This is a genomic window from Pseudochrobactrum algeriensis (assembly GCF_018436245.1).
GTDB lineage: Bacteria > Pseudomonadota > Alphaproteobacteria > Rhizobiales > Rhizobiaceae > Pseudochrobactrum > Pseudochrobactrum saccharolyticum.
The window spans coordinates 2,570,893-2,594,204 of the sequence record NZ_CP075361.1 but is presented as its reverse complement, the minus strand read 5'-3'; the positions used below and the strand labels follow the sequence as shown (position 1 = coordinate 2,594,204).

Annotated in this window: 21 protein-coding genes; 12 read left to right on the top strand and 9 right to left on the bottom strand. The window is 52.2% G+C overall.

Annotated features, from left to right (window positions below; genetic code table 11):
• Positions 1-16: 16 nt before the first annotated feature.
• Entirely contained in the window at positions 17-775 is a 759-nt protein-coding gene (locus tag KHQ09_RS13990) for a gamma-glutamyl-gamma-aminobutyrate hydrolase family protein (RefSeq protein ID WP_213598867.1), read from the bottom strand.
• 235 nt (positions 776-1,010) lie between these two features.
• On the opposite strand from KHQ09_RS13990, the gene KHQ09_RS13985 reads away from it, so the two are divergent.
• The 7 genes from KHQ09_RS13985 (at position 1,011) to KHQ09_RS13955 (ending at position 9,342) form a co-directional block, all read left to right on the top strand.
• The gene (locus tag KHQ09_RS13985) at positions 1,011-1,781 is read left to right on the top strand and encodes an SDR family NAD(P)-dependent oxidoreductase (protein WP_213598865.1); all 771 of its coding nucleotides are present in this window, start codon (positions 1,011-1,013) and stop codon (positions 1,779-1,781) included.
• 283 nt (positions 1,782-2,064) lie between these two features.
• Entirely contained in the window at positions 2,065-4,386 is a 2,322-nt protein-coding gene (locus KHQ09_RS13980; protein ID WP_213598863.1) for a putative bifunctional diguanylate cyclase/phosphodiesterase, read from the top strand.
• A 404-nt stretch (positions 4,387-4,790) separates the two neighbouring features.
• On the top strand, positions 4,791-5,537 hold the full coding sequence (locus KHQ09_RS13975) for an N-acyl amino acid synthase FeeM domain-containing protein (RefSeq protein ID WP_022712500.1): 747 nt from the start codon (positions 4,791-4,793) through the stop codon (positions 5,535-5,537).
• A gap of 183 nt (positions 5,538-5,720) precedes the next feature.
• Positions 5,721-5,939 (top strand): aa3-type cytochrome c oxidase subunit IV, encoded by a 219-nt coding sequence (locus KHQ09_RS13970; protein ID WP_022712501.1) that lies wholly within the window; start codon positions 5,721-5,723, stop codon positions 5,937-5,939.
• Positions 5,940-6,209: 270 nt separating this feature from the next.
• Complete coding sequence (locus KHQ09_RS13965) at positions 6,210-7,517, top strand: Re/Si-specific NAD(P)(+) transhydrogenase subunit alpha (protein ID WP_213598861.1); 1,308 nt, start codon at positions 6,210-6,212, stop codon at positions 7,515-7,517.
• Positions 7,514-7,930, top strand: coding sequence for an NAD(P) transhydrogenase subunit alpha part 2 (locus KHQ09_RS13960; protein ID WP_122092478.1), 417 nt, complete (start codon positions 7,514-7,516; stop codon positions 7,928-7,930). Before KHQ09_RS13965 ends, KHQ09_RS13960 begins: the two co-directional genes overlap by 4 nt.
• 11 nt (positions 7,931-7,941) lie before the next feature.
• Positions 7,942-9,342, top strand: a complete 1,401-nt coding sequence (locus KHQ09_RS13955; protein WP_213598859.1) for an NAD(P)(+) transhydrogenase (Re/Si-specific) subunit beta — start codon at positions 7,942-7,944, stop codon at positions 9,340-9,342.
• A gap of 166 nt (positions 9,343-9,508) precedes the next feature.
• Here KHQ09_RS13955 and KHQ09_RS13950 read toward each other — a convergent pair whose 3' ends face one another.
• A complete protein-coding gene (locus KHQ09_RS13950) occupies positions 9,509-10,828 on the bottom strand; it encodes an NAD(P)H-dependent oxidoreductase (protein ID WP_213598857.1) in 1,320 nt (439 codons plus the stop codon).
• A gap of 212 nt (positions 10,829-11,040) precedes the next feature.
• On the opposite strand from KHQ09_RS13950, the gene KHQ09_RS13945 reads away from it, so the two are divergent.
• Both KHQ09_RS13945 and KHQ09_RS13940 read left to right on the top strand, forming a co-directional pair.
• Positions 11,041-11,733: an HAD family hydrolase gene (locus KHQ09_RS13945; protein WP_213598855.1), complete on the top strand. Its 693-nt coding sequence runs from the start codon at positions 11,041-11,043 to the stop codon at positions 11,731-11,733.
• Between the two features lie 31 nt (positions 11,734-11,764).
• Entirely contained in the window at positions 11,765-12,235 is a 471-nt protein-coding gene (locus KHQ09_RS13940) for a MaoC family dehydratase (protein ID WP_022712508.1), read from the top strand.
• 134 nt (positions 12,236-12,369) lie between these two features.
• Here KHQ09_RS13940 and KHQ09_RS13935 read toward each other — a convergent pair whose 3' ends face one another.
• The 5 genes from KHQ09_RS13935 to KHQ09_RS13915 all read right to left on the bottom strand — a co-directional run bounded on the left by KHQ09_RS13935 (position 12,370) and on the right by KHQ09_RS13915 (position 18,852).
• Entirely contained in the window at positions 12,370-13,536 is a 1,167-nt protein-coding gene (locus KHQ09_RS13935) for an alpha/beta hydrolase (RefSeq protein ID WP_213598853.1), read from the bottom strand.
• Between the two features lie 184 nt (positions 13,537-13,720).
• A complete protein-coding gene (locus KHQ09_RS13930; protein WP_213598851.1) occupies positions 13,721-14,278 on the bottom strand; it encodes a sarcosine oxidase subunit gamma in 558 nt (185 codons plus the stop codon).
• On the bottom strand, positions 14,271-17,264 hold the full coding sequence (locus KHQ09_RS13925) for a sarcosine oxidase subunit alpha (RefSeq protein ID WP_213598849.1): 2,994 nt from the start codon (positions 17,262-17,264) through the stop codon (positions 14,271-14,273). Before KHQ09_RS13925 ends, KHQ09_RS13930 begins: the two co-directional genes overlap by 8 nt.
• Complete coding sequence (locus KHQ09_RS13920) at positions 17,261-17,587, bottom strand: sarcosine oxidase subunit delta (protein WP_213598847.1); 327 nt, start codon at positions 17,585-17,587, stop codon at positions 17,261-17,263. Before KHQ09_RS13920 ends, KHQ09_RS13925 begins: the two co-directional genes overlap by 4 nt.
• An 11-nt stretch (positions 17,588-17,598) precedes the next feature.
• Positions 17,599-18,852 (bottom strand): sarcosine oxidase subunit beta family protein, encoded by a 1,254-nt coding sequence (locus tag KHQ09_RS13915; RefSeq protein WP_213598845.1) that lies wholly within the window; start codon positions 18,850-18,852, stop codon positions 17,599-17,601.
• Between the two features lie 548 nt (positions 18,853-19,400).
• On the opposite strand from KHQ09_RS13915, the gene rpsU reads away from it, so the two are divergent.
• From rpsU to KHQ09_RS13900, 3 genes are all read left to right on the top strand, one after another.
• On the top strand, positions 19,401-19,631 hold the full coding sequence (gene rpsU / locus KHQ09_RS13910) for a 30S ribosomal protein S21 (protein ID WP_022712514.1): 231 nt from the start codon (positions 19,401-19,403) through the stop codon (positions 19,629-19,631).
• Between the two features lie 416 nt (positions 19,632-20,047).
• Positions 20,048-20,905 carry a tetratricopeptide repeat protein gene (locus KHQ09_RS13905; protein ID WP_022712515.1) on the top strand — a complete coding sequence of 286 codons (858 nt, stop codon included), beginning with the start codon at positions 20,048-20,050 and terminating at the stop codon, positions 20,903-20,905.
• Between the two features lie 102 nt (positions 20,906-21,007).
• A complete protein-coding gene (locus KHQ09_RS13900) occupies positions 21,008-21,418 on the top strand; it encodes a VOC family protein (protein WP_213600022.1) in 411 nt (136 codons plus the stop codon).
• A gap of 127 nt (positions 21,419-21,545) precedes the next feature.
• Here KHQ09_RS13900 and KHQ09_RS13895 read toward each other — a convergent pair whose 3' ends face one another.
• Both KHQ09_RS13895 and KHQ09_RS13890 read right to left on the bottom strand, forming a co-directional pair.
• Positions 21,546-22,211 (bottom strand): methionine ABC transporter permease, encoded by a 666-nt coding sequence (locus tag KHQ09_RS13895; protein ID WP_122092538.1) that lies wholly within the window; start codon positions 22,209-22,211, stop codon positions 21,546-21,548.
• Complete coding sequence (locus KHQ09_RS13890) at positions 22,192-23,289, bottom strand: methionine ABC transporter ATP-binding protein (protein WP_213600021.1); 1,098 nt, start codon at positions 23,287-23,289, stop codon at positions 22,192-22,194. Before KHQ09_RS13890 ends, KHQ09_RS13895 begins: the two co-directional genes overlap by 20 nt.
• Between the last annotated feature and the right edge of the window lie 23 nt (positions 23,290-23,312).

Genomic DNA, 23,312 nt, shown 5'->3' with positions numbered 1-23,312 from the left:
TGACACTGTATATTTTTTACTCTGCTTTGCCGGCATGATTGCGTACGGCATCACCGAATGCTTGAAAAATTTTGGCTGAAGGTGCATCGGAGCGCACCCAATATTCAGGATGCCATTGCACTGCGAGCGCAAAATCCTGTGCGTCCTTCACAACAACCGCTTCAATCGTACCGTCTTCGGCTACGGCTTGCGGCTCAAGCTTGTCGGAAAGGCGGTCAATCGCCTGCCGGTGCACAGAATTGGTGTTGACTGCAGTGCTTTCCAGAATGGCAGCAAGGCATGAGTTTTCAGCAATCTCCAGCGGATGCGAAATCGCATAGCGCTCATCACGGACTGTGGAAACCGGCGCGCGGTGGTCGTTTTTGCCGTTGAGCTCCTGAATATCATTGGCCAGCGAGCCGCCAAGCGCGACATTCATTTCCTGCAAACCGCGGCAGATGCCAAGCACGGGAATACCCCGTTCCAGTGCAGTGCGGATCAAAGGCAGGGTGGTCGCATCGCGGTCCGGATCAAACGGGCCGTGCTGCTCTGTGGCTTCCTGCCCGTAATGTTCCGGATGCACATTGGAACGGGAACCGGTGATGAGCAGACCGTGCACCGCCGCGAACAGGGCGTCGTGGTCAACCTTGTCACGGATATTCGGCACCAGAAGCGGTGTGACCTGAGCGACTTCAGCAAGCGCTGTAATATATTCCGAAGGTGTTGCGTGCCAGTTATTGCCGTCAATATCACGAATGTCAGAGGTGACAGCAATCAGAGGGCGGGATTTTTGCATGATAAACAGGCCTTGTCGTGGTTGCGCAGTCGCAGGCAGTTGGTTAGTTTTACGATTATGCAGTGAGGCAGCGTTTCTGTAAGAGCCGGAAAAATGCAAAACAGGAGCGGGAATACCGTCCGGATTGTCAGTTTTCAGCGGCCTGAATTTGTCTACTGTAAAGCGGCGTGATTGGGAATAATTATTGTATAATTTTGCGCTGTGTATGACGGCAAAGTAATTGATTGAGAGGGCGATGTCCGCAAATCATCCGAATATATTTTCTGTCAAAGATAAAGTTATTGCGGTGACAGGCGGTTCGTCAGGGCTGGGGCATCATATGGTGCACACACTTGCCGCACATGGAGCAAAAGTTGTGTCCATCGCGCGCAGCCATCCTGTGACCTCTTGTGCTGATTGCGAGACTGTAAAGCCGGATATTTTGCATATTTGTGCCGATGTTGCCGACAGTGCGGATATTGCGGCCGCCTTTGACGAAGCGGAGAAGCATTTCGGTACGGTCAGTGTGGTGTTTAACAATGCCGGTATTGCCTGCAAAGCGAGTGCTTTGAAAACAACCGCCGAGATGATGGAGCAGGTTTTCGCGGTTAATGTTGTCGGGGCGTTCAAGGTCGCGCAGGAAGCTGCACGACGAATGATTGAGGCCAAAATTGCCGGTGCGATCATCAACACCACCAGTATTCTGAAAAATATGCCGCAGAAAGGCGCTGTTGCTTATTCTATGTCTAAGGCAGCCTTGGCGCAGATGACGCGTGCACTGGCACTTGAATGGGCAGCACATAATATTCGCGTGAATGCCATTGCGCCGGGCTGGTTTCCGACAGGCATTAATCAGGAGCTTATGACAGGACCTGCAAGTAATTATCTGAAGGCGAAGAACCCGATGCGCCGGCTTGGAGAGAATTGTGATCTGGAAGGCGCATTGTTGCTGCTTGCTTCCAATGCAGGCGGCTATATGACGGGTACAACCATCACGGTTGATGGCGGACACAGCCTGCAGGGGTGAAATCTGCGACTGTTGGCGGATTGATTTTCAGGCGGGATCAGCGGACAGTCTGATTGTGCGGGCTGAAAGCGCTGTGTTTGCGGGATATATCTTTATTGTAGAACTTACGAATATCATAATTTTTAAATATATTTTTATAGTTCCCGGCGATAATAAGCCTATCAAAGGGGGTAGCAACCTATGGCATTGATTTTAATGTAAAAACACTCAGAAGTAGAAAAAGTTGAAACTTATTTTTAAAGTATTTTTGTCATTCTTCCCCGGCGAGGGGGAGCAGTGACAAATGACATGGTTATTTAAGACCAACATTCCGGTGGACGTTCGCCTGTCATTTGTCAGAGCGCTTTATGGAAACCGGGAAACACTTTGGTTCGGACTGGCCGCACATATGCTGGCCTGCATGGTTATTTATTTTAAAACCGGCGACATTGTCTTTGTTATCTTCTCCGGCCTGTTCGCGCTGACTACCAGTATCCGCATGTATGATATGCATGTGTTTGACAGGGCGGATTTCAGCAGACTTACCCACGACAAAATCAATCGCTGGGAAATGCACTATCTTTTGGGTGCCTGTGCAATTTGTCTGATCCTCGGGCTGCTTTGTTTCTACAGCACCTATGTGATCGATGATCCGTTTGCCGAACTAGCCAGCCTGTCTATTCTTCTTGCCTCCGTTGTTTCGATTGTCGGCCGTAATTATGCGTCGCGTAATGCCGTTGTCATGATGTCGGTATGCGCTCTGGTACCGGTTCTGTTCGGATTTATTCTGGTCGACAGTATTTATCATGTGATTATCGGCGCATTGCTGGTGCCGTATTTTCTCAGCAATATTCAAATGGCCAATGGTCTGCGACAGTCCTTGTTTGCGGCCGTAATGAATGAGCGCCGCCTCAGCACCGTTGTCAGCCGTTTTGATACGGCATTGAATAATATGCCTCAGGGGCTGGTGATGCTGGATGGCCGTGCATCAATTGCTGTGGTCAATAAGCAGGTGCGGGATATGTTGAATATCTCGCAAAATATCAGCCTTCTGAACCGACCGTTTGAAGTTGTTCTGCGCTATTGCAGCAAGCACGGATTGTTTCCGCGTGACGAGCTGGACAATGTACGTATGCGGATTGACGAGTTGCTGGAAGGCCGTCGTCAGCGCGATGTGTTTCATTTCGGCAATAATCGCTACATCGAGGTGATGTGTAATCAGCGTCGCGAAGAAGGTGCGGTGTTGATTTTTGATGATGTGACAGGACGTATTGAGGCCGAAGCGCAGATCCAGCATATGGCGCGCTATGACGGGCTGACAGGATTGCCGAACCGTTTTTATTTTGAAACACTGGTTCGCGCGCTGACCGCAGGCAATAAGCCTGATGATCTCGTTGCGCTTGCTGTCATTGATCTTAACCACTTCAAGCATGTGAATGATTCATACGGTCATCACACCGGTGATGAGCTGTTACGGCAGTTTGCGGAGCGTCTCGGCCAGCTTGATGCCGAGCGTTTTGTGGCATCGCGCTTTGGCGGTGATGAATTTGTGCTGTTCATTCAGGGTATTAAAGACCGCTCGCATATTAATACTGTTATGGATGAGGTCACGGCCTATCTGAGCGGTGTTTATGAATTTGCATCCCAGCAGATCTATCTGGATATCAGCGCCGGTGTGGCGGTTGATATTATGAAGAATGTCGATCTTCGTGGCCTGCATGTGAATGCCGATCTGGCGCTTTATGAGGCCAAAAGCAGTGAACATGACCGCTGGGTTGCTTTCGTGGAAGCGATGGATACAAAATATCGCTCACGGCAGAAGCTTAAAAATGATCTGCGAGAGGCAATCAATGCAGGCAGTCTGACAGTCGTCTATCAGCCGATTGTAAGCCTGAATTCTCTGCGTATTGTGGCGGTTGAGGCGCTGTCCCGCTGGCATCATCCGAAATTCGGACCTATCGGTCCTGCGGACTATATTCCGCTTGCCGAAGAGATGGGGATTATTACGGAACTCACGCAGTTCATGCTGAACCGTGCCTGTCAGGATTGCGCGGGCTGGGGACATAAAATCGGCGTGTCGGTCAATCTGTCTGCCATTGATCTGAAAAATTCCGGCATTGTTGATATGGTTGTTGATGCTTTGCAGAAAGCGCAGTTGCCGTCTTACCTGCTTGAAGTTGAAGTGACGGAAAGTGCCATTATCAGTGACCGCGTCAAAACCTGCGAAATGCTGCAGCGGCTGAAAAATTCAGGTATTAATATTGCTCTTGATGACTTCGGCACGGGCTATTCCAGTCTCAGCTATCTGAACACATTGCCGCTGACAAAGGTTAAAGTTGACCGTTCTTTCGTCCGCGATATCGTGACGGACAGACGAGCCTTTATGCTTTTGCGTGGTGTGACACAGCTCTCTCATGAGCTTGGTTTCGGGGTTACTATTGAGGGCGTGGAAACTGAGGAGCAGCTGAAACTGATTCGCGGAACCGGCGGTGCAGATCTGGTACAGGGCTTTTTGCTCGGCGCACCACTGAGTGCCGATGAGATCAGTGCGCAGCTCGGGCGCTCGCTCTCCGTGATGTCGAATAATCATGCAGAGGCCGCGCAGGCTGACGAACTTCCTTCCTGATCAGCGGTTCTTCCTGAGAATATGCCGGTGATATTTGTCTGCGGCGATGCATTCATTTCGCGGCAGATATAAAAAAGATTAATTGTGCCGGTCTGGACCCTTGCTTTTTGTCACACATAAAGAGAAATGGTTACCAGCATATTTGTTTCCTCAAATCAGCGGGCAGATATGCAAGGTGATGCCCGTGAGGGCTATTGCTGTTTCCTGAATATATTATGTTCCGGACATAAGACATTTGCCGGAATGGTTAGTGCTTTGAAATTACGCTTTATTTTAGATTTTGCTTATAGGGGGCGGGTTTAAAATAGGATGTGTATTCCTGTATATTTTACGGAATATGAAGCGTGGCATATTCACGAAACGGCTGCACCAGAGCTTTAGTTTATTGGTGGCGGACATTATAGATGACGGTCTCTCAACCGGTTGCGAAAGCACCAGTCCTTTCGAACTTTGCCCGGCACATGCTGGAGTTTCTGGATCGAGTGGAATACCGGCGGGTTATACACGCGGAAGATCTGGAAGAGGTCGGCCGGCTGCGTTATCGTTCCTATATGACACGCAATGTCATGGACGACAATTTTCTTGGCACCATTATTGATGAAGTCGACCGCGATCATCAGGCCTATGTTTACGGTGTCTATATAGACGGTATTCTGGTCAGTACGCTCCGTGTTCATCACATTACGGCAGAGCATCGCATCGGTACCAGCGCCAAATTATTTCCCGATATTCTGGGGCCGATGCTGGATAATAATATGAGCTTTGTTGATCCGACACGTTTCGCTGCGGATCCTGCTTATCTCGCTGAATTTCCCGCCATTCCCTATCTGACATTGCGTATTGCCGCGATGGCATCAGAATATTTCAATGCAAGCTTTTGCCTTGCCGCAGTCAAGCCGGAGCATATGGCTTTCTATAAGCGCATCTTTGGCTCGCAAATGCTTGCAGATCCGCGTGATCATGAAGGCTATGGTATTCAGGTAGGGCTTGGCGCTGCGGCGGTCAGTTCAATCCGCGATGCGGTTGCCGTGCGGTTTCCGTTTTTTAAATCTCAGGCTCATGAGCGGCGCAATATGTTTGCTGATGTTCGTGCAGGCAATGTTCCGCTGACTATTTTGCCGACGGCTAAATATACCGGACTGGGGATCTGAGTATCTGATCTAAAAGTCGCCCGGCTTGGCTGCAAATGGCATCGGCTTGCAGCAGATTGTCGCAACATTGGCGGTGAAGTGAAGCTTGCCTATTGCTTAAGAACTGTGTCAACTGTGCCCAGATAAGATTTCTGAACCGGAAGACGGCCGCAAAGGAAGATATCTTTGGGGAGGGAGAAAGAAATGGCAGAAATTCAGCACGGTCCTGCAGAGCTTGGCGCAGAAATGGATTATCCTGAGCATGAGCGCACCTATCATGGTTTTACCTTTTTGGTAAAATGGGGAACGATTGTGCTTTCCGCTTTGATGATCGCGATGGCATTTGCATTTTTTGCTGCCGGCTGGTTCTCGGGTGTTATTCTGTTCGCGCTGATTATGGCAGCGGCAGTTTTCTTTGCCTGAGACCTGTCAGAGGCAAACTGAAAAATTTCATTTCAGAACTACATGGAATCCATAAATTATACCGCCAGTTTGGCGGTATAATTTTTTGTACGCCTGTTCAGAGCAAAAATCTCTCCATAATTGCGTATTTTCGATCACATAAGAAATTTTTTGCATAAAGAGTATTGCAGCCTGCTTTTTCCGTGATTTACTGCGCCCGTCCAAAATATTGTTCCGGAGGAGACCGGTACGGATTTTGTGAGTTTTGGGATAGGGAAAGTGAGGGCAGTTTTGTCTCAGGTAATATTCATTCCCGTTGAAACTGATCCGAGTGAAACACGGGTGGCGGCAACGCCGGAAACCGTGAAAAAGCTGATCGGTTACGGATTTAAGATAATCGTGGAAAGCGGTGCAGGTATTGCGTCGCGTATTACGGATCAGGCTTTTGCCGATGCCGGTGCGCAGATCGGTAAAACCACCGACATTAAAACTGCGGATATTATTCTTAAACTGCGCCGTCCCTCACAGACTGAGCTGAAAAATTATAAAACCGGTGCAGTGCTGATCGCTATGCTTGATCCTTATGGCCATGAGGACAGTGTGGCGGCCATAGCGCAGGCAGGGCTGACTGCATTTACCATGGAATTTATGCCGCGCATTACCCGTGCGCAGGTGATGGATGTGTTGTCATCGCAGGCCAATCTTGCAGGCTATCAGGCGGTGATTGATGCCGCTGCGGAATATGGCCGTGCCATGCCGATGATGATGACCGCTGCCGGTACAGTACCAGCGGCCAAAGTTTTTGTGATGGGGGCAGGGGTTGCTGGTCTTCAGGCCATTGCGACTGCGCGTCGTCTTGGCGCTGTGGTGACGGCGACGGACGTGCGTCCTGCTGCCAAAGAGCAGGTGGCATCGCTCGGTGCTAAATTTGTCGCTGTAGAGGACGACGAGTTCAAAGCGGCCGAGACTGCCGGTGGCTATGCCAAGGAAATGTCGAAAGACTATCAGGCAAAGCAGGCAGCGCTGGTTACTGATCATATTGCCAAGCAGGATATTGTGATTACCACAGCGCTTATTCCGGGGCGTGCTGCGCCGCGTCTGGTGAGTGCTGAGATGGTTGCCAGCATGAAGCCTGGCTCGGTGCTGATTGATCTGGCTGTTGAGCGTGGCGGCAATGTTGAAGGTGCGGTAGCGGGACAGGTTGTTGAAAAAGACGGCGTGAAAATTATCGGTCATATGAATACGGCCGGTCGCATCGCTGCCTCTGCGTCACAGCTTTATGCGCGTAATCTGTTCGCTTTCCTTGAAACGCTGGTCGACAAAGACACCAAACAGCTTGCAATCAATCTTGATGATGAATTGGTGAAAGCAACGGTGTTGACCCATCAGGGCGCCATCGTGCATCCGGCTTTTGCTGATGCGAAAGCAACACCGGTTGCTGTTGATAATAATGCTGAAACCGCGCCTAAGCCTGCCGTGAAGAAGGCTCCGGTCAAAAAAGCTGCCCCGAAAAAACCGGCTGCTGCAAAACCGGTAACCAAAACGGTTGCAGGCAAGAAAACCGTAAATGAAGCCGGAAATAAGGGGGATGAGGCATGAGTGCGGATTCTTTGAAAGAGGCGCTGGGCGGTCTCGATAAAGCGGTTGAAAATCTGAGGGCTGCTGCTGAAGGTCTGGGCAGTTCAGATTCAATCAGCAATGCTGTGCATGTTGCCAGCGGCGGGGTGATTGATCCTTTTGTATTTCAGCTGGCGATTTTCGTACTGTCGATTTTTGTCGGCTATTACGTTGTCTGGTCAGTAACACCTGCCTTGCACACACCTTTGATGGCGGTGACCAATGCGATTTCCTCGGTGATCGTCGTCGGTGCGCTGCTGGCCGTCGGTCTTTCCCTTTCCGGCTGGGCAACCGGTTTCGGCTTTATCGCTCTGGTTTTGGCAAGCGTGAATATTTTCGGGGGCTTTCTGGTCACCCAGCGCATGCTCGCCATGTATAAGAAAAAAGACAAGTGAGGGGCTGAAACATGAGCGTTAATCTGGCAGCCTTTCTTTATCTCGTTTCCGGCGTGCTGTTTATTCTGGCATTGCGCGGTCTTTCGCATCCGACAACCAGTCGTCAGGGTAATTTTTACGGCATGCTCGGTATGGGCATTGCTATTGTTACCACACTGATATTGGCGCAGCCGTCTTTTGGCGGACTGGCGCTGATTGTGCTGGGGCTTGCAATCGGTGGCGGAATTGGTGCCGTTGTTGCCAAGCGTATTGCCATGACGGCAATGCCACAGCTGGTGGCATTCTTCCATTCGCTGGTTGGTCTTGCTGCGGTGATGGTGGCCGCTGCGGCTCTCTACTCGCCGCATTCTTTCGGTATCGGTGAAGTCGGCTCGATCCACGCACAGGCATTGGTGGAAATGTCGCTTGGCGTGGCCATTGGTGCGATCACCTTTACCGGCTCGATCATTGCCTATCTCAAACTGGACGGGCGTATGTCGGGTAAGCCGATCATGCTACCGTCACGGCATATCATCAATGCGGCGCTGTTTATCGGCATTGTCGTTCTGGTGATCGTGCTGGCGATTACCGAAAGCCATCTGGTGTTCTGGGCGATTGTATTGCTGTCTCTGCTGTTCGGCGTACTGATCATTATCCCGATCGGCGGCGCGGATATGCCGGTGGTTGTGTCTATGCTCAATTCCTATTCCGGCTGGGCCGCCGCAGGTATTGGTTTTACGCTCGGCAATTTGGCACTGATTATCACCGGTGCGCTGGTCGGTTCTTCCGGTGCGATCCTGTCCTATATCATGTGTAAGGGCATGAACCGCTCGTTCATTTCCGTGATCCTTGGCGGCTTCGGCGGTGATACATCTTCTGGAAGTAGCACGGGTGAGGTCGAACAGCGTCCGGTCAAACAAGGTTCAGCAGATGATGCGGCCTTCATCATGAAAAATGCTGCCAAAGTCATCATCGTACCGGGTTATGGTATGGCGGTAGCACAGGCACAGCATGCGCTGCGTGAAATGGCCGATAAGCTGAAGGAAGAGGGCGTAGAAGTTAAATATGCCATTCATCCGGTGGCGGGTCGTATGCCGGGACATATGAACGTGCTGCTGGCGGAAGCCAATGTGCCTTATGATGAGGTCTTCGAGCTGGAAGATATCAATTCGGAATTTGCGCAGGCCGATGTGGCTTTCGTGATCGGTGCGAATGACGTGACCAATCCGGCAGCGAAAACAGACCCGCAGTCTCCGATTTTCGGTATGCCTATTCTTGATGTGGATAAGGCCGGAACGGTGCTGTTCATCAAGCGCGGCATGGGTTCCGGCTATGCGGGCGTGGAGAATGAATTGTTCTTCCGTGACAACACCATGATGCTGTTTGCTGATGCAAAGAAGATGGTCGAAAATATCGTCAAAGCGCTGGATTAAACCGGCGCAATTCGGCAGATAAAAGAAAAGGCGGCTTTTGAGCCGCCTTTTTTATTGCGATTTGAGCAATGTTTAATGCTGCTTTTCTTACGCCTTTTCGGGTAAAAACACAGCCTGTCAGCAGGTTAGCGCGCTTTGCTGAATAAGAGATTCCGTTGCCGTTGGCTTATTGTCCGTAAACCAGTTTGTCCTGACGGGCGCGTAGTTCTGCAAGGCGGGAACCGGCAGGCAGAGCCGCATTGTCATAGGTAATGAGTTCACCTTTTTTGATCGGCTTCAGTACTTTGGCGCCGGTCAGCATACCGCATGGTATGGCTTTAGCTGCGCGGGCTTCACCGGCCGTCATGATCCATGCGCGGTAGCAATATTCACCAATCGCATCGAGGGTTTCGCCAACTGCCATATCTTTCTTGGCAACGGCTGCAACTTCTGCGGTCGGTTTGCTCAGCGGCACCATGTCGGCCTTACCATAGAGCACTGCACGGGCGCAGGTCAGCGGTACTTCCAGCGAGGTCAGGTGATAAGGACGATGAAAGGTGAAATAAGGGCCTTTGCCCATTTTCAGGTCTTCCATGCGCTCGGAGATACGCGGATGGGACATGTCGGCAACCACGAATACACCCGGAGCCACGCCTTTACCGATGGTATAATCAACCACACCCACACGGGAGAGTACGCCGCCGTCTTTCTCAGGAATCAGTGTTGAGGATAACTGGTCGAGTGTTGCGGCAGGACCGTGCATACCGGCTATATCCGGCACCAGACCGGTGGCATTAGCGATAGCCGCCATTTCCACCATGGTTTTGGAGCCGTCCACAAATTCCACCAGCAGGCGCACATTCATATTCCGGCGCGTGGCTTCCTCGATATAATTATCAGGGATCGCATCAATATTGAGCGGATTGTTTTTACCCTTACCGGCGGCAACAATCGGATGCCCCATGGCGGTGACAAATTCGATCAGTTCCATACAGGATGACGGTTCGTCACCGGCACCGAGCGAATAGACAACGCCAAGACGGTCGGCTTCGCTTTTCAGATAAGCGCCGATTGTCACATCAGCTTCAACATTCATCATTACGAGATGCTTGCCGTGCTCCATGGCACGCAGACCGATTTCCGCGCCGACGGCCGGAATACCGGTCGCATCAATCACAACGTCAATCAGGTCATTATTGAGAATGAGGTCAGCATTATCCGTTACAGCAATTTTATGCGCTTCCAATGCGAGGCTCAGATCAGAGCCGGTATTGGTTTCGCGCGCATGGCCTTGCTCACCATAGGCGATCTCGGCGGCTTTGAGCGCACGCTGCGGATTGGTTTCCGAAATGGCGCCGATCTCGATGCCGGGCATATGGGCGACACGGGTCACAATATCGGTGCCCATTTCTCCGCAGCCGATCAGGCCGATGCGGATAGGTTTACCGGTATCGGCGCGGGCTTTCATATCACGAGCTAAGCCGGTGAGTGCGACATTGGTGGCCATGTTTGTTCTCCGGAGATAGTGTTTTGCGGGAGAATAACCCGCCTGATAATGACAGTTATAAAAGACCTGAGCATTTCACAGTCAAGTTGGAACAACTTGATGGCCGTGATAATGCGATTACTAAAAAAAGCTAGAGCGATCACTATAGTTTAACATGTGCGTAAACCGCTCTAGATTAAAGATCAATAAGGCAAAGGCTGCATCCGTGCGGCATGACAGAGCAGGAGTTCAAAGTGCTGGACAGCGTAACCAATAATAACTGGGATCTCGTGATTTTTGACTGTGACGGTGTGCTGGTCGACAGCGAACCGCTGGCTGCGCTGGCTTTTCATAATGTTTATGCCCGCCATAATATGCCGATTCCTGACGGTACGGTAGCCAAAGGCGTGGGGATGAAGCAGGCGGATATTATCCGTCTGATCGGCGATCTGACCGGCCATTATCTGCCGGATGCAGCGCAGGATGATATCTGGCCGGAAACACATCGGGTGTTTTCTGAAGCCTTGCAGCCTTGTGACGGCATTGCCGGTGTGCTGGAACGCCTGAAGACCCGCAGTTGTGTGGCCTCATCGTCTTCGCCGCAGCGTATTGCTTTCAGTCTGGAAAAAACCGGTCTGATTAATGGATTCGATGGCGCTCTGTATTCATCCACTATGGTCAAGCGCGGTAAGCCTGCACCGGACTTGTTCCTGTTTGCTGCAGAGAAATTCGGCGCTGATCCGGCACGTTGTGTGGTGTTTGAAGACTCACCATTTGGTGTGGAAGGGGCTGTTGCTGCAGGCATGACAGCAATCGGTTATACCGGCGGCGGGCATACTTATGCCGGACACACGGAAAAGCTTTTGGAAAAAGGTGCAAAAGCGGTTTATAGCAGCTGGAAAGAGATAGAGAATAACATTCTCTGAAAGTGCGAATCCATCATAAAGGTCTATAGCAATGAAAGATGCGATCACTCTGGATCAGCTGCGTGAAGCGATCGGCACAGAAATCGGCTGCTCCGAGTGGCGTGTGGTCACACAGGAAATGATCAATCAGTTTGCCGATGCAACGGATGATCATCAATATATCCATGTGGATCCGGTGCGCGCGGCAGAAACACCTTTCGGCGGTACAATCGCCCATGGTTTTCTGACGCTTTCATTGCTCTCGACTTTGGCTTTTGAAGCACTGCCGATGCTGCAGGGCGCAACCATGGGCATCAATTACGGTTTTGACAGCGTGCGTTTCATGTCGCCGGTCAAAACCGGAACCCGTGTCCGCGCCCGTTTCAAACTGGCTGATGCTGATATCCGTCCTTCCGGTCGCGTGGTCAATCATTATGACGTGACACTGGAAGTGGAAGGTATGGTCAAACCGGCTCTCACTGCGCGGTGGCTGACCATCGCTGTCGTCCCACCTGCTGAGTGAAGTTTCCGGCCAGAACGGGCTGCAAATGGCGTTTTTCTGCGCTTCCGATACTCACGTACTTTAGTACGCTCCGTTTCGGTTCTCGAAGAACACCATTTTCGCCTCGTGCTGACCAGAAACGAGGCAGCGCCGTTTTAGTGTAATGTATCCAGCGGTGCAGGCCGATCGGGGTAATCGGTCAGCAGGGTTTTGAGCGCAAATGGCCCGTGCAGAAACATGCCGATATCATAGGCGTTCTTCTTCTGGCTGCCGGAAATAAACAGCAAATGCATTTTGAAGAAATTGCCCTTGGCCTGTTTGTAACGGACAGGGGAGTGAATGTGTTTGAACCGGATATGGCTGATCAGCGGCGGATTGTCCGTCCGAATTTTCAGTGCCTTGGCAGGTTCTGAATTATAAAAATGAATAATATCCGTCAGCGCCTGAAATTCCGCCCAGAAAACCGGACTGTCATTCAGTAATACACGTACATCTTCGCGCAATGTTTTCGCACGCGGATGCAGGGCAATCATCAGCAAACAGGAACCGGCAGCAAGCAAAGAGACCGGCTGTTTGCGCAGAAGTTCCGGTTCAGTGCGCCAGACTTCAGCCAGCGCTTCAATCGCCGGTACAGTGCCGAGACTGTGGCCCATAATGATGACTTCATCGGCATCACTGCTGCGCAGCTTTTCTGCCAACCTCTGCGCAAAAATCTGTTTGCGCTGGCGCAGGCTGGTACTCTTGTCATAAATCCGGTCATAGGCGGCTGACCAGTCGTCGAGCAGATAGGAGATGAAGAGTTTTTCATCCAGCGCTCGTATCAGTGCGTAGCAAATGCCAAGCGCCAGCGGCAGCGACCAGAGCATATGCAGTGGTGAGAAACCGGCCAGTACTGGTGCTGCTGTGATGCCGAGCGTTAAGGCCAGCATGGCCAGCACCATCAGAAACGGCCACATGAAAAACATGACAAACCGCCAGCTGGTACGGCCATAACGCCATAAGGTGCCGGTGAAGAGAATGTTCAGAAAAGCGCGGCTGCCGGTGAACAAGCGGTGTGGCAGGGAGCGCGCTGCATATTCATCGAAAATATCTGCGGTGCCGAACTGGCAGAATTCGCTTTGTGTTTCCCAGTTCTCACCTTTGGCTGTCACCTGCATGGTGCCGCTGCCGTGATCTGCATCGGTCATCGGAGACAGGTTGGTTTTTGTGCCCCACAGCTTGTCAAAATCGCTCATAATTTTGCGATGGCGTACGCGCACTGCCTTGGGGTGCAGTCCTTCATAACCTGTGAAATTAATGATGAGACGTTTTTTAATGGTCATGAAAATGGTGCTTGTCAAAACAGAAGAGGTCAACGCGGCGCAGAAGATGCTTTAGTGCGGTCTGCTGTAAATGAACAATCACATTAAAGCTATTATGCTTGCTCAAAATAAAAGCACCGCGTCTCTCAGGAAACACGGTGCTTAAAGATGAATTATGACAGTTTCAGGACGTTGAGACGACAGCTCAGACTGCCGCGTCCAGTGCGCCTTCACTCAGCAATCCGAAAACATAGGTGCCAAAGGAGCGCCAGCATTCCAACCGGAATTCGGTTTCAGACAAGCGCCAAAGTACGATCTCAGCCTTGCCGAAAATTGTGCGGGAGGCTGCGCCGACCGGAAAAACGGCCAGCGACAAATCCTGCGGACAGCCCGCATTGATTGTTGCCTCTGCGCCTTCACCGGCAATGATGATCCCGATATTGCGGTGGGATATATCCGTTGCGGCATGCAAGGTTTCAACGCCTTGCAAATCCGCAAAAGGTGATTGTCCGCCGGTGTCAATCACCAGCCATTCGTCAGGGCCAAGCCACAATGCCGAGCGCTTGCCTTTGGTGGCGCTGTGTTTCGGTTTTTGCGGCAGGACGACGCCAAGGGCTTTGGACAGATCGGCGAGATCATTGACGCGGGCGCGCAGCGAAATACGCTCCGCCGGTTCTGCCGGAATGATCTGTACCGAGCCGTTGCCGGCACGGCGGTTGCCCAGAACAGTGATGCGCTGCGCGCTTGCTTCGGAGTTAGACATGCAGGCGCTCTCCCTTTTCGTCAATAAAGACGGGGCCGGTTACTTCAACTTCAATCACACGATCCAGCATCGGCACGAACAGAGTTTTACCATGCAGATTAAATCCGTCATGCACCACAGCCATGGCAATGGAGCGGCCGAGATTGGATGACCAGTAGGAAGAGGTGACGTGACCGAGCATTTTCATCGGTTTCGGCTGGTTCGGATCGGCAACGATCTGCGCACCTTCATCCAGCACTGTGTTCGGATTTTTGGTCAGCAAGCCGACCAGCTGTTTGCGGCCTTCCGCCACCAGATCGGGACGGCGCATACCGCGAATACCGACAAAGTCGGTTTTCTTCTTGGAAACAGCCCAGCCGACCGCTGCATCATGCGGGGTCAGAGTGCCGTCTGTATCCTGACCGACAATGATATAGCCTTTTTCAGCACGCAGAACATGCATGGTTTCCGTGCCGTAGAGGCAGGCGCCCATGGCCTTCGCACGTTCCCAGACGGCTTCCAGCACAGACTGACCATAATCGGCAGGGACATTGATTTCAAAGCCTAACTCACCGGTAAAGGACATGCGGAACAGACGGGTCGGTACGCCGCAGAATTTACCTTCTGCCACACTCATATGCGGGAAGGCTTCGTTGGAAATATCAATGCTTTCAACAAATGGCGCGATAATCTCACGGGCTTTCGGCCCCTGAACGGCAAGCACCGCCCATTGTTCCGTTGTGGAGGTCAGCCAGACATTGAGATGCGGGAACTCGGTTTGGAGATAATCTTCCATGTGGTTGAGAACGCGTGGTGCGCCACCGGTTGTGGTGGTGACGTGGAAGCGATCATGCGCCATACGGCCGACCACACCGTCATCCATCACAAAACCGTCTTCACCGGTCATGATGCCGTAGCGGCAGCGACCCGGTTTCAGCGTATCCCAGGCATTGGTGTACATCAGATTGAGGAACTCAGCGGCATCAGGGCCGACAACTTCGATCTTGCCTAAGGTCGAGGCGTCAAAGATACCGGCGACTTCGCGAACAGTTTTGCACTCGCGGGACACTGCATCATGCATGGTTTCACCGGCCTGCGGATAATACCATGCGCGTTTCCAGTTGCCGACATCCTCATAAACCGCGCCGTTCTGAGCTTCAAAAGGATGCAGCGCTGTCTGTCGTGCCGGATCAAACAGATGATCGCGGGACGAGTTGATGAGTGTGCCGAACGTCACCGGCGTATAAGGCTGGCGGAAAGTGGTGAGGCCGACCTGCGGGATCGGCTTGTTGAGCGCTTCCGAAGCAATCGCCAGCCCGTGCATATTGGACATTTTGCCCTGATCGGATGCCATGCCATTGGTGGTGAAGCGTTTGATATGCTCGATAGAGTGCATACCTTCGCGCACGGCATTGCGGATATCCTTGGCGCAGACATCATGTTGGAAGTCGATAAACGCCTTCACATTGCTGTCAGGGCCAGCACCGGCTGTGGTGCCGACCATGCCGCCGCTCCAACTATAGGCTGTTGTTGCGCTGACAGTGGTGGTTGCTGATACTTTGCCACCAGTTGCAACACCGGCAGATGTGCCTGCCGCAACGGCTTCATCAATGGCTGCCTGCAGATCGTCGGTGCCGTTACAGGTGCCGACGCAGATGCAATCCTGTGCGTAAACATCCGGCAGAAAGCGCTGTTTGGCATCGTCAAAGCGCAGCTTGCCGCGTGATTGCGAGAATAAATGCACCGATGGTGTCCAACCGGAGGAGGTGATCAGCGCATCAATGGTGTATTTGCGGCCTGACTTCGCGCCATTGGTGGCAACAGTCATGGATTTGACCCGCAGCTTGCCGCCGACACTCAGCACACAATGATTGGTCAGAACCGGAATATTCAAACGGCGGGCTTCAGCTAGCACGGCTTCACCCGGATGGGCGCGGGCATCGACAATCACCGGAATATCAATGCCTGCATTTTTCAGATCAAAGACAGCTTCATAGGCGCTGTCATGGGCGGTGAATACACCGACATGTGAGCCGACAGCCACGCCGAAATGATTGAGATAGGTGCGGGCAGCCGAAGCCAGCATCACACCCGGACGATCATTATTGGCAAAGACCATATGGCGTTCAATAGAACCATTGGCGAGAATCACACGCTTGGCACGCACCTGCCATAGGCGTTCACGCGCGGTGTTTTTTTCCGGTAGCGCGACGTGATCGCTTACACGTTCGGCCAGAGCCACGAAATTATGATTATAGTAGCCGAAAGCTGTGGTGCGGGTGAGTACGCGCACATTCGGCATGGCATTAAGCTCAGCCGCTGTGATCTGCGCCCAGACAAAGCCGTCTTCACCATTGATCTTGGTGCCGTTCTCGTGGTGCAGGGCACCACCAACCTCAGGTTGTTCAACGCAGAGGATAACTTTGGCGCCGGTACGTGCGGCAGCAAGCGCAGCACTTAAACCCGCCACTCCTGCGCCGACAACTAGCACATCACAATGCTCGTAGCGACCTGCATAACGGTCAGGATCAGGCTCTGTCGGCGTAACACCCAGACCGGCGGCACGACGGATGATCGGCTCGTAGACCTTTTCCCACGCCTTTCTCGGCCACATGAAAGTCTTGTAATAGAAGCCTGCGCCAAAGAAAGGTGAAAACAGATCATTCACCGCGCCGATGTCGAAAGACAAAGACGGCCAGCGGTTCTGCGATTCCGAGTGCATACCGTCGAAAACTTCCTGCACTGTTGCGCGCACATTCGGTTGGCGATGGGCTTTGTTGCGGGAAATATCCAGCAATGCATTCGGCTCTTCAGGTCCTGCAGACAGGAAACCGCGCGGACGGTGATATTTGAACGAACGTCCGATCAGGTGAATATCATGGGCAAGCAGTGCAGAAGCGACAGTGTCACCTGCCAATGCTGTATAGGTCTTGCCGTCAAAGGTGAAACGGGCGGTTTTCGCCGGTGTCAGACGGCCTTTGCCAGGTATGCGTTTTGAGCCGCTCATTTACCACTCTCCTTGGCCGCAACACTGTTCGTCTGTACGATTTGGCTCAGATCCGGTTTCGGCTCTCCGGCTTTATAGGTGAGGAGGAACTTGTCGCTCACCGTATCGCGCGCTGCATTGAAGAAGCGGCCGCAGCCGTGAATATGCCGCCAGCGTTCAAAAATCACACCTTTGGGATTGTCGCGCCAATAGAGGAATTCCACGAATTCCTCGTCCGAAAGCTCGGTTATATTGGTCGGGCGGGCAATATGGGCATCATGAGCGCTGCGGAATTCCAGTTCTGAGCGGTTTTCGCCGCAATAAGGGCAATGGATCAAAAGCATGATAATTATCCTTAGTGGGCTACGGCTGCTGCTGCTGCTTCGTCGATCAGACGGCCGGTGCGGAAGCGATCCAGTGTAAAGCCGGCAGCCAGCGGATGCGGTTCGCCACGGGCGATCAGATGGGCGAACAAATGGGCAGAACCCGGTGTCGCCTTGAAGCCGCCGGTACCCCAACCCGCATTGACGAACAAGTTCGGCACAGGGGTTTTGCTCTGGATCGGTGCACGATCAACGGTGTTGTCAGTCACACCGCCCCATTGGCGCATCATTTTCACGCGACGGAACATCGGGAACAATTCGCAGATAGCATCCAGCGTATGGGTGATGATCTGCAAGCCGCCGGTCTGGGAGTAAGAGTTATACTGATCCGTGCCGGCGCCGATGACGAACTCGCCCTTATCCGACTGGGAAATATAGGCATGCACCGCATTGGACATGACCACGCATGGCACAATCGGTTTCATCGGTTCCGAAACCAGTGCCTGCAGCGGGGAGCTTTGCAGCGGCACACGCACATCGGCCATATTCATGATGACCGAGGAATGGCCGGAGGCGGAGACACCGATTTTCTTGGCGCCGATAAAGCCGCGATTGGTCTCAACACCGCTGACACTGCCGTCTGCATTGCGGCGAATACCCAGTACTTCGCAATTCTGGATGATGTGGACGCCACGGTCTGAGGCCGCACGGGCATAGCCCCATGCCACCGCATCGTGACGGGCAACGCCGCCGCGACGCTGCAAGGCTGCGCCATTGATCGGATAGCGGGAATTCTGCGAAATGTTCAGTGGTGGGCAATAGGCCTTGGCCTGTTCCGGTGTCAGCCATTCATTGTCGATGCCATAGAGACGGTTGGCATTGATGTGACGGCTGAAGGACTGTTTGTCATGGATATTATGCGACAGCATCAATACACCGCGCGGTGAGAACATCACATTGTAGTTGAGATCCTGCGACAGGTTCTCCCACATCTTGAGCGAATGCTCATAGATATTCATGCTCTCTTCATAAAGATAGTTGGAGCGGATAATGGTGGTGTTACGGCCGGTATTGCCGCCGCCGATCCAGCCTTTTTCCAGTACTGCAATATTGGTGATGCCGTGTTCTTTGGCCAGATAATAGGCGGCACCCAGACCGTGCCCGCCGCCGCCGACAATAATCACATCATAGTGAGCGCGCGGTTCCGGCGAAGCCCATTGCGGCTCCCAGCCTTTGTTGCCGCGCAGTGCTTCACGGGCAACTGCAAATACTGAAAACTTACGCATAATGTCCCCTTATCTGGGCGCGGAAGATTTTTTCCGCCTGTTGGTTTAAAGTTAAACCATATGCCGACACCGACTTTGCCATTTTGCGACGGGTTATGGCGTATCATGCGGTTTTTGTTTGCTGAAAAGCCTCCGTATTGCGACAGGGTATTATTGCGAAGGACTCACTTCATTCCGCTTGAAATTTAGCGGAAAAAGCGACAGAGAATCTCTGTGAAATACGGGGTAGATTTTGCATTTGCAGATTAAAACCAATGCAATGTCCGCAGCGATAAATGCAAATAAAACGTGATTTTTACGGTTAAAACTGTAATAATGAGGTTGATAAGGCCTGATCGGGCGCTGTGTTACGGATTCTGTGTGGACAATCGCGCCGGATACTGTTAAACGGCACTCGAATTTGCATCGGAAGGCCGTTGCGAAGTCTTAAGATTTCTCAGCCATAAGACGGCTCCTTTACCGGAACTGCCAGACTGTTTTTTCTTCGGGGCTCACCGGTGCCTTCAGGCTAAACTGAAAAATCTAACCGAAACGGAACGGGATTACACGTGCAGGTACTCGTACGCGATAATAATGTTGATCAGGCTCTCCGCGCTCTTAAGAAAAAGATGCAGCGTGAAGGTATTTTCCGCGAAATGAAAATGCGCGGTCATTATGAAAAGCCATCTGAAAAGCGCGCCCGCGAAAAGGCTGAAGCCGTTCGCCGTGCACGCAAGCTGGCTCGTAAGCGCGCACAGCGTGAAGGTCTGGTAGGCGGCGGCCGCGTAGCGGCTCGTTAAGTAACAAGTCGCGTAGCGGCCCGCTAATTAACGGGTCGCTTGGCGACCGGTTAATCAGACTGAACGCGTGGCTATAGGCTGCGTCGTTTCTGATCAGATATACTGATTAAGCAGCGCATGATCTCAGGATCATGCGTTTTGCTTTGCGTTCAGGCCAGCTTTTCAGGCTTATTATGCCGGTTTTTGAAAACTGATGTAATATGAAGCTTTATTGTAAAAGTTGACCATACAGATATGTTTGCATCGCTGGAAAACAGCTTTAAGGTGGGGTGAGTATTCACTTCCGCCTTTTTCTGTATGGGCTGAGTGCATTGGCATGTCATAAAATATATGCAGTCTTACCATTTTCCGCCAGATATTGTGCAAAGTACAGGCCGGAATCTCAGGCTACTAGACTGCCTTTGAGGAGTGCGCGAATGGGATCTTTGGCAAGTGTGAAATTGACTTTGCGTGAACAGCGCCTTTCTTTGAATAAAGGTTTGCTGGTTGCGGCATCCTGTGCAGTTCTGGCTTTGGCGGGCTGCCAGAGCACTTCCAATTCCATGCTTACGCCGGTTGATCTTGCGCAGGGTTCCAGTGAAAATATCGGTTCGCTGACAACCGTCATTCAGAGCAATCCGCGTAATCCTGAAAGCTATAATGTGCGCGGCTCGGCCTATGGTAAAGCAGGGCGCTATCGCGAGGCGATGAAGGATTTTGATACGGCCATTCAGCTCGATCCGAATTATTATCAGGCCTATGCCAATCGCGCGCTGATCCAGCGCTATCTGAAAAATGATGCGGCGGCTGTGCAGGATTATGGTCGCGCCATTCAGATCAATCCGCAATATGATGCAGCCTATATCGGACGCGGTAATGTCTATCGTCAGGCAGGACGTCTGGATGAAGCGATGACGGATTTCAACCGTGCAATTCAGCTGGATACGACTGACGGTCGTGCCTATCACAATCGTGGTCTGATCTATCAGGCGCGCGGTCAGCACAAGCAGGCGATTGAGGATTTCTCTGCTGCGGCTTCTCTGCAATCGAATGCGCCGGAGCCTTATAATGGCCGCGGTATTTCCTATGCGGCGCTCGGTGATTATGACAATGCCTTTGATGATTTCAATACGGCTATCGGGCTGGATGACAAGATTGCCGAAAGCTGGGCCAATCAGGCGCTGGTCTATGAGCATCGCGGTGACAAGAAACGTGCAGCGGCTTCTTATGCCCGCGCGGTGCAGCTTGATCCGCAATATAAGCCTGCCAAGGATGGTCTGAGCCGTACACGGTAATTGTTCAGCCCTATATAGACAGAGCATAGTAAGTTAAAGAGCCGCAGGATTCAGTATCCGGCGGCTCTTTTCTTATTTCTGAAGCTCTCTATATTATTGCCTATGTCTTTATTCGACCATATAGGCTTTGAGAGCCGGGATATTCCGGCATCCTACCAGTTTTACTCCGGCAGCATGGCTGCACTGGAGCTTAGGGTGTTGCAGACGGCGGATAATTTGTTTTTTGTCAGCGGGAATGCCCGCAGTCCTCTGCCATTCTTGCGGATTGTTGCGGCAGAATCTGCAAATGGTGCAGATTCTGCATCACAGCCGGGTCAGCATTTACACCTTAAATTCAGCGCCAAAAGTCATGAGCAGGTTGAGGCTTTTCATCAGGCTGCGCTCAGATCCGGCGGGCGGGAAAGCAGTGCACCGTCCTATCAGGGGCCGAAAGAAATGGGTTATTTCGCGGCTCTGGTTTTTGATCCGGACGGTAATACGGTCGAAGTCGGCGTTCATGAGAAACACGGCTGACTTTCCAAATAGATAAAGAAAAGGCCGGTTTTCACCGGCCTTCTGTATTTAGAGCGGAACCGCTCTAAACTTTTATTTTCTCGCAGTATCCTACGCAAAACTGCTGCGCACTTTTGCTGGAAATGCTCTAGCGTTTAACGACGCGTTTATCGACTTTTTGTACCAGCCGGTCACCGATCCACTGGATCAGGCAGACAAACACGATCAGAACGGCAACAACAGCGGCCATGATCGGATAGTTGAAACGCTGATAGCCATAGCGGATAGCAAGGTCGCCGAGACCGCCTGCGCCAATCGCACCGGCCATTGCGGATGCACCGATCAGCGTGACGATGGTAACTGTAAAGCCTGCGATCAGACCCGGCATGGATTCCGGTATCAGTACTTCCTTGATAATCGTCCAGCGGCTTGCACCCATGGAGCGGGCAGCTTCAATCAGGCCGTGGTCAACTTCACGCAGCGATACTTCAGCCATACGGGCATAATAAGGGATAGCGGCAATCGACAGCGGCACGATGGAAGCCCATGTGCCCAGTGCTGTACCCATAATCAGGCGTGTGAACGGGATGAGGGCAACCAGCAGAATAATGAATGGTACCGAACGGAACGCATTAACCACCGCGCCGATAACGCGATTAACCGGAATATTCTGAAGCAGGCCGTTACGGTCTGTCAGGATCAGCAACAGACCAAGCGGCAGGCCGAAGAGCAATGTGAAGAAACTGGAGAAACCCGTCATAATCAGGGTTTCGCCTAACGAGCGCCAGAGCAGATCAAGCATTGCGGGTGTCAGGAACTGAAACATATCCGGCAACCTCCGTTTCATCACAAATTGTCTTCAGAAAACCCACAGCCTTTTGCAAAGCTGACTGGTCATGGGCGGGGAGGCCAAGGAATAATGTGCCGACCGGCTCTCCCTGAATCGTATCAATACCGCCATGAACAAGGCGTGCATTGAGGCCGGAAGCGGCGGCAATATCATTGATCAGTGGTCTGCGTGCGGCTTCACCGGAGATGCGCAGACGGATAATCGCTTCCGAGGCTGATTGCGGGTTCTGTGTCAGTTGCGCGGCAATGCTGTCCGGCAGCGCAGGGGTCAGCATTTTCAGCAGGCTTTTGGTCGTATCGGCTTTCGGGCGTGCAAAAACTTCCCAGACTGGGCCTTCTTCGGCAATATGCCCGTGATCCAGCACAATCACACGGTCTGCAATTTTGCGGATGACATCCATTTCATGGGTAATCAGCAGAATGGTCAGGCCGAGTTTCTGGTTGATGTCTTTCAGCAGCGCCAGAATGGACTGGGTGGTTTCCGGATCGAGAGCGGAGGTTGCCTCATCCGACAAGAGCAGGCTTGGTTTGGCTGCAAGCGCACGGGCAATGCCGACGCGCTGCTTCTGACCGCCGGAAAGCTGTGCCGGATAATGCTGCGCGCGTTCTGACAGGCCGACCAGTTCCAGCAATTCAGCAACGATTTTCTGGCGTTCCGGCTTGGCAATGCCGGCAATTTTGAGCGGCAGGGCAATATTCTGCGCTACGGTTTTGGCCGACATCAGATTGAAGTGCTGGAAAATCATGCCGATACGGCGACGCACCGGCTGCAACTGGCTTTCAGTGAGGCCGGTGATTTCCTGACCCTCAATGATGACCGAGCCGCTATCCGGCCGTTCCAGACCGTTGAGGCAGCGGATCAGCGTTGATTTGCCCGCGCCGCTGCGGCCGATAATGCCGAGAATTTCACCGCGCTGAACCGAGAGAGAAATATCATCCACGGCAGGTGTTGTGCCGAACATACGTTTAATATTGGAGAGTTTAACTACTTCGTCACCGGTCACGGGAGGCTGACCGGATGCGGAAGGCAGCTTTTGCTGCATATTCTTTGTTGGAACTGAAGTAT

What these genes read in the sequence shown, in the direction of transcription:
- KHQ09_RS13990 (WP_213598867.1), bottom strand. Translation starts at nt 775, where the DNA reads ATGCAAAAATCCCGCCCTCTGATTGCTGTCACCTCTGACATTCGTGAT.
- KHQ09_RS13985 (WP_213598865.1), top strand. Translation starts at nt 1,011, where the DNA reads ATGTCCGCAAATCATCCGAATATATTTTCTGTCAAAGATAAAGTTATT.
- KHQ09_RS13980 (WP_213598863.1), top strand. Translation starts at nt 2,065, where the DNA reads ATGACATGGTTATTTAAGACCAACATTCCGGTGGACGTTCGCCTGTCA.
- KHQ09_RS13975 (WP_022712500.1), top strand. Translation starts at nt 4,791, where the DNA reads ATGACGGTCTCTCAACCGGTTGCGAAAGCACCAGTCCTTTCGAACTTT.
- KHQ09_RS13970 (WP_022712501.1), top strand. Translation starts at nt 5,721, where the DNA reads ATGGCAGAAATTCAGCACGGTCCTGCAGAGCTTGGCGCAGAAATGGAT.
- KHQ09_RS13960 (WP_122092478.1), top strand. Translation starts at nt 7,514, where the DNA reads ATGAGTGCGGATTCTTTGAAAGAGGCGCTGGGCGGTCTCGATAAAGCG.
- KHQ09_RS13955 (WP_213598859.1), top strand. Translation starts at nt 7,942, where the DNA reads ATGAGCGTTAATCTGGCAGCCTTTCTTTATCTCGTTTCCGGCGTGCTG.
- KHQ09_RS13950 (WP_213598857.1), bottom strand. Translation starts at nt 10,828, where the DNA reads ATGGCCACCAATGTCGCACTCACCGGCTTAGCTCGTGATATGAAAGCC.
- KHQ09_RS13945 (WP_213598855.1), top strand. Translation starts at nt 11,041, where the DNA reads ATGACAGAGCAGGAGTTCAAAGTGCTGGACAGCGTAACCAATAATAAC.
- KHQ09_RS13940 (WP_022712508.1), top strand. Translation starts at nt 11,765, where the DNA reads ATGAAAGATGCGATCACTCTGGATCAGCTGCGTGAAGCGATCGGCACA.
- KHQ09_RS13935 (WP_213598853.1), bottom strand. Translation starts at nt 13,536, where the DNA reads ATGACCATTAAAAAACGTCTCATCATTAATTTCACAGGTTATGAAGGA.
- KHQ09_RS13930 (WP_213598851.1), bottom strand. Translation starts at nt 14,278, where the DNA reads ATGTCTAACTCCGAAGCAAGCGCGCAGCGCATCACTGTTCTGGGCAAC.
- KHQ09_RS13925 (WP_213598849.1), bottom strand. Translation starts at nt 17,264, where the DNA reads ATGAGCGGCTCAAAACGCATACCTGGCAAAGGCCGTCTGACACCGGCG.
- KHQ09_RS13920 (WP_213598847.1), bottom strand. Translation starts at nt 17,587, where the DNA reads ATGCTTTTGATCCATTGCCCTTATTGCGGCGAAAACCGCTCAGAACTG.
- KHQ09_RS13915 (WP_213598845.1), bottom strand. Translation starts at nt 18,852, where the DNA reads ATGCGTAAGTTTTCAGTATTTGCAGTTGCCCGTGAAGCACTGCGCGGC.
- KHQ09_RS13905 (WP_022712515.1), top strand. Translation starts at nt 20,048, where the DNA reads ATGGGATCTTTGGCAAGTGTGAAATTGACTTTGCGTGAACAGCGCCTT.
- KHQ09_RS13900 (WP_213600022.1), top strand. Translation starts at nt 21,008, where the DNA reads ATGTCTTTATTCGACCATATAGGCTTTGAGAGCCGGGATATTCCGGCA.
- KHQ09_RS13890 (WP_213600021.1), bottom strand. Translation starts at nt 23,289, where the DNA reads ATGCAGCAAAAGCTGCCTTCCGCATCCGGTCAGCCTCCCGTGACCGGT.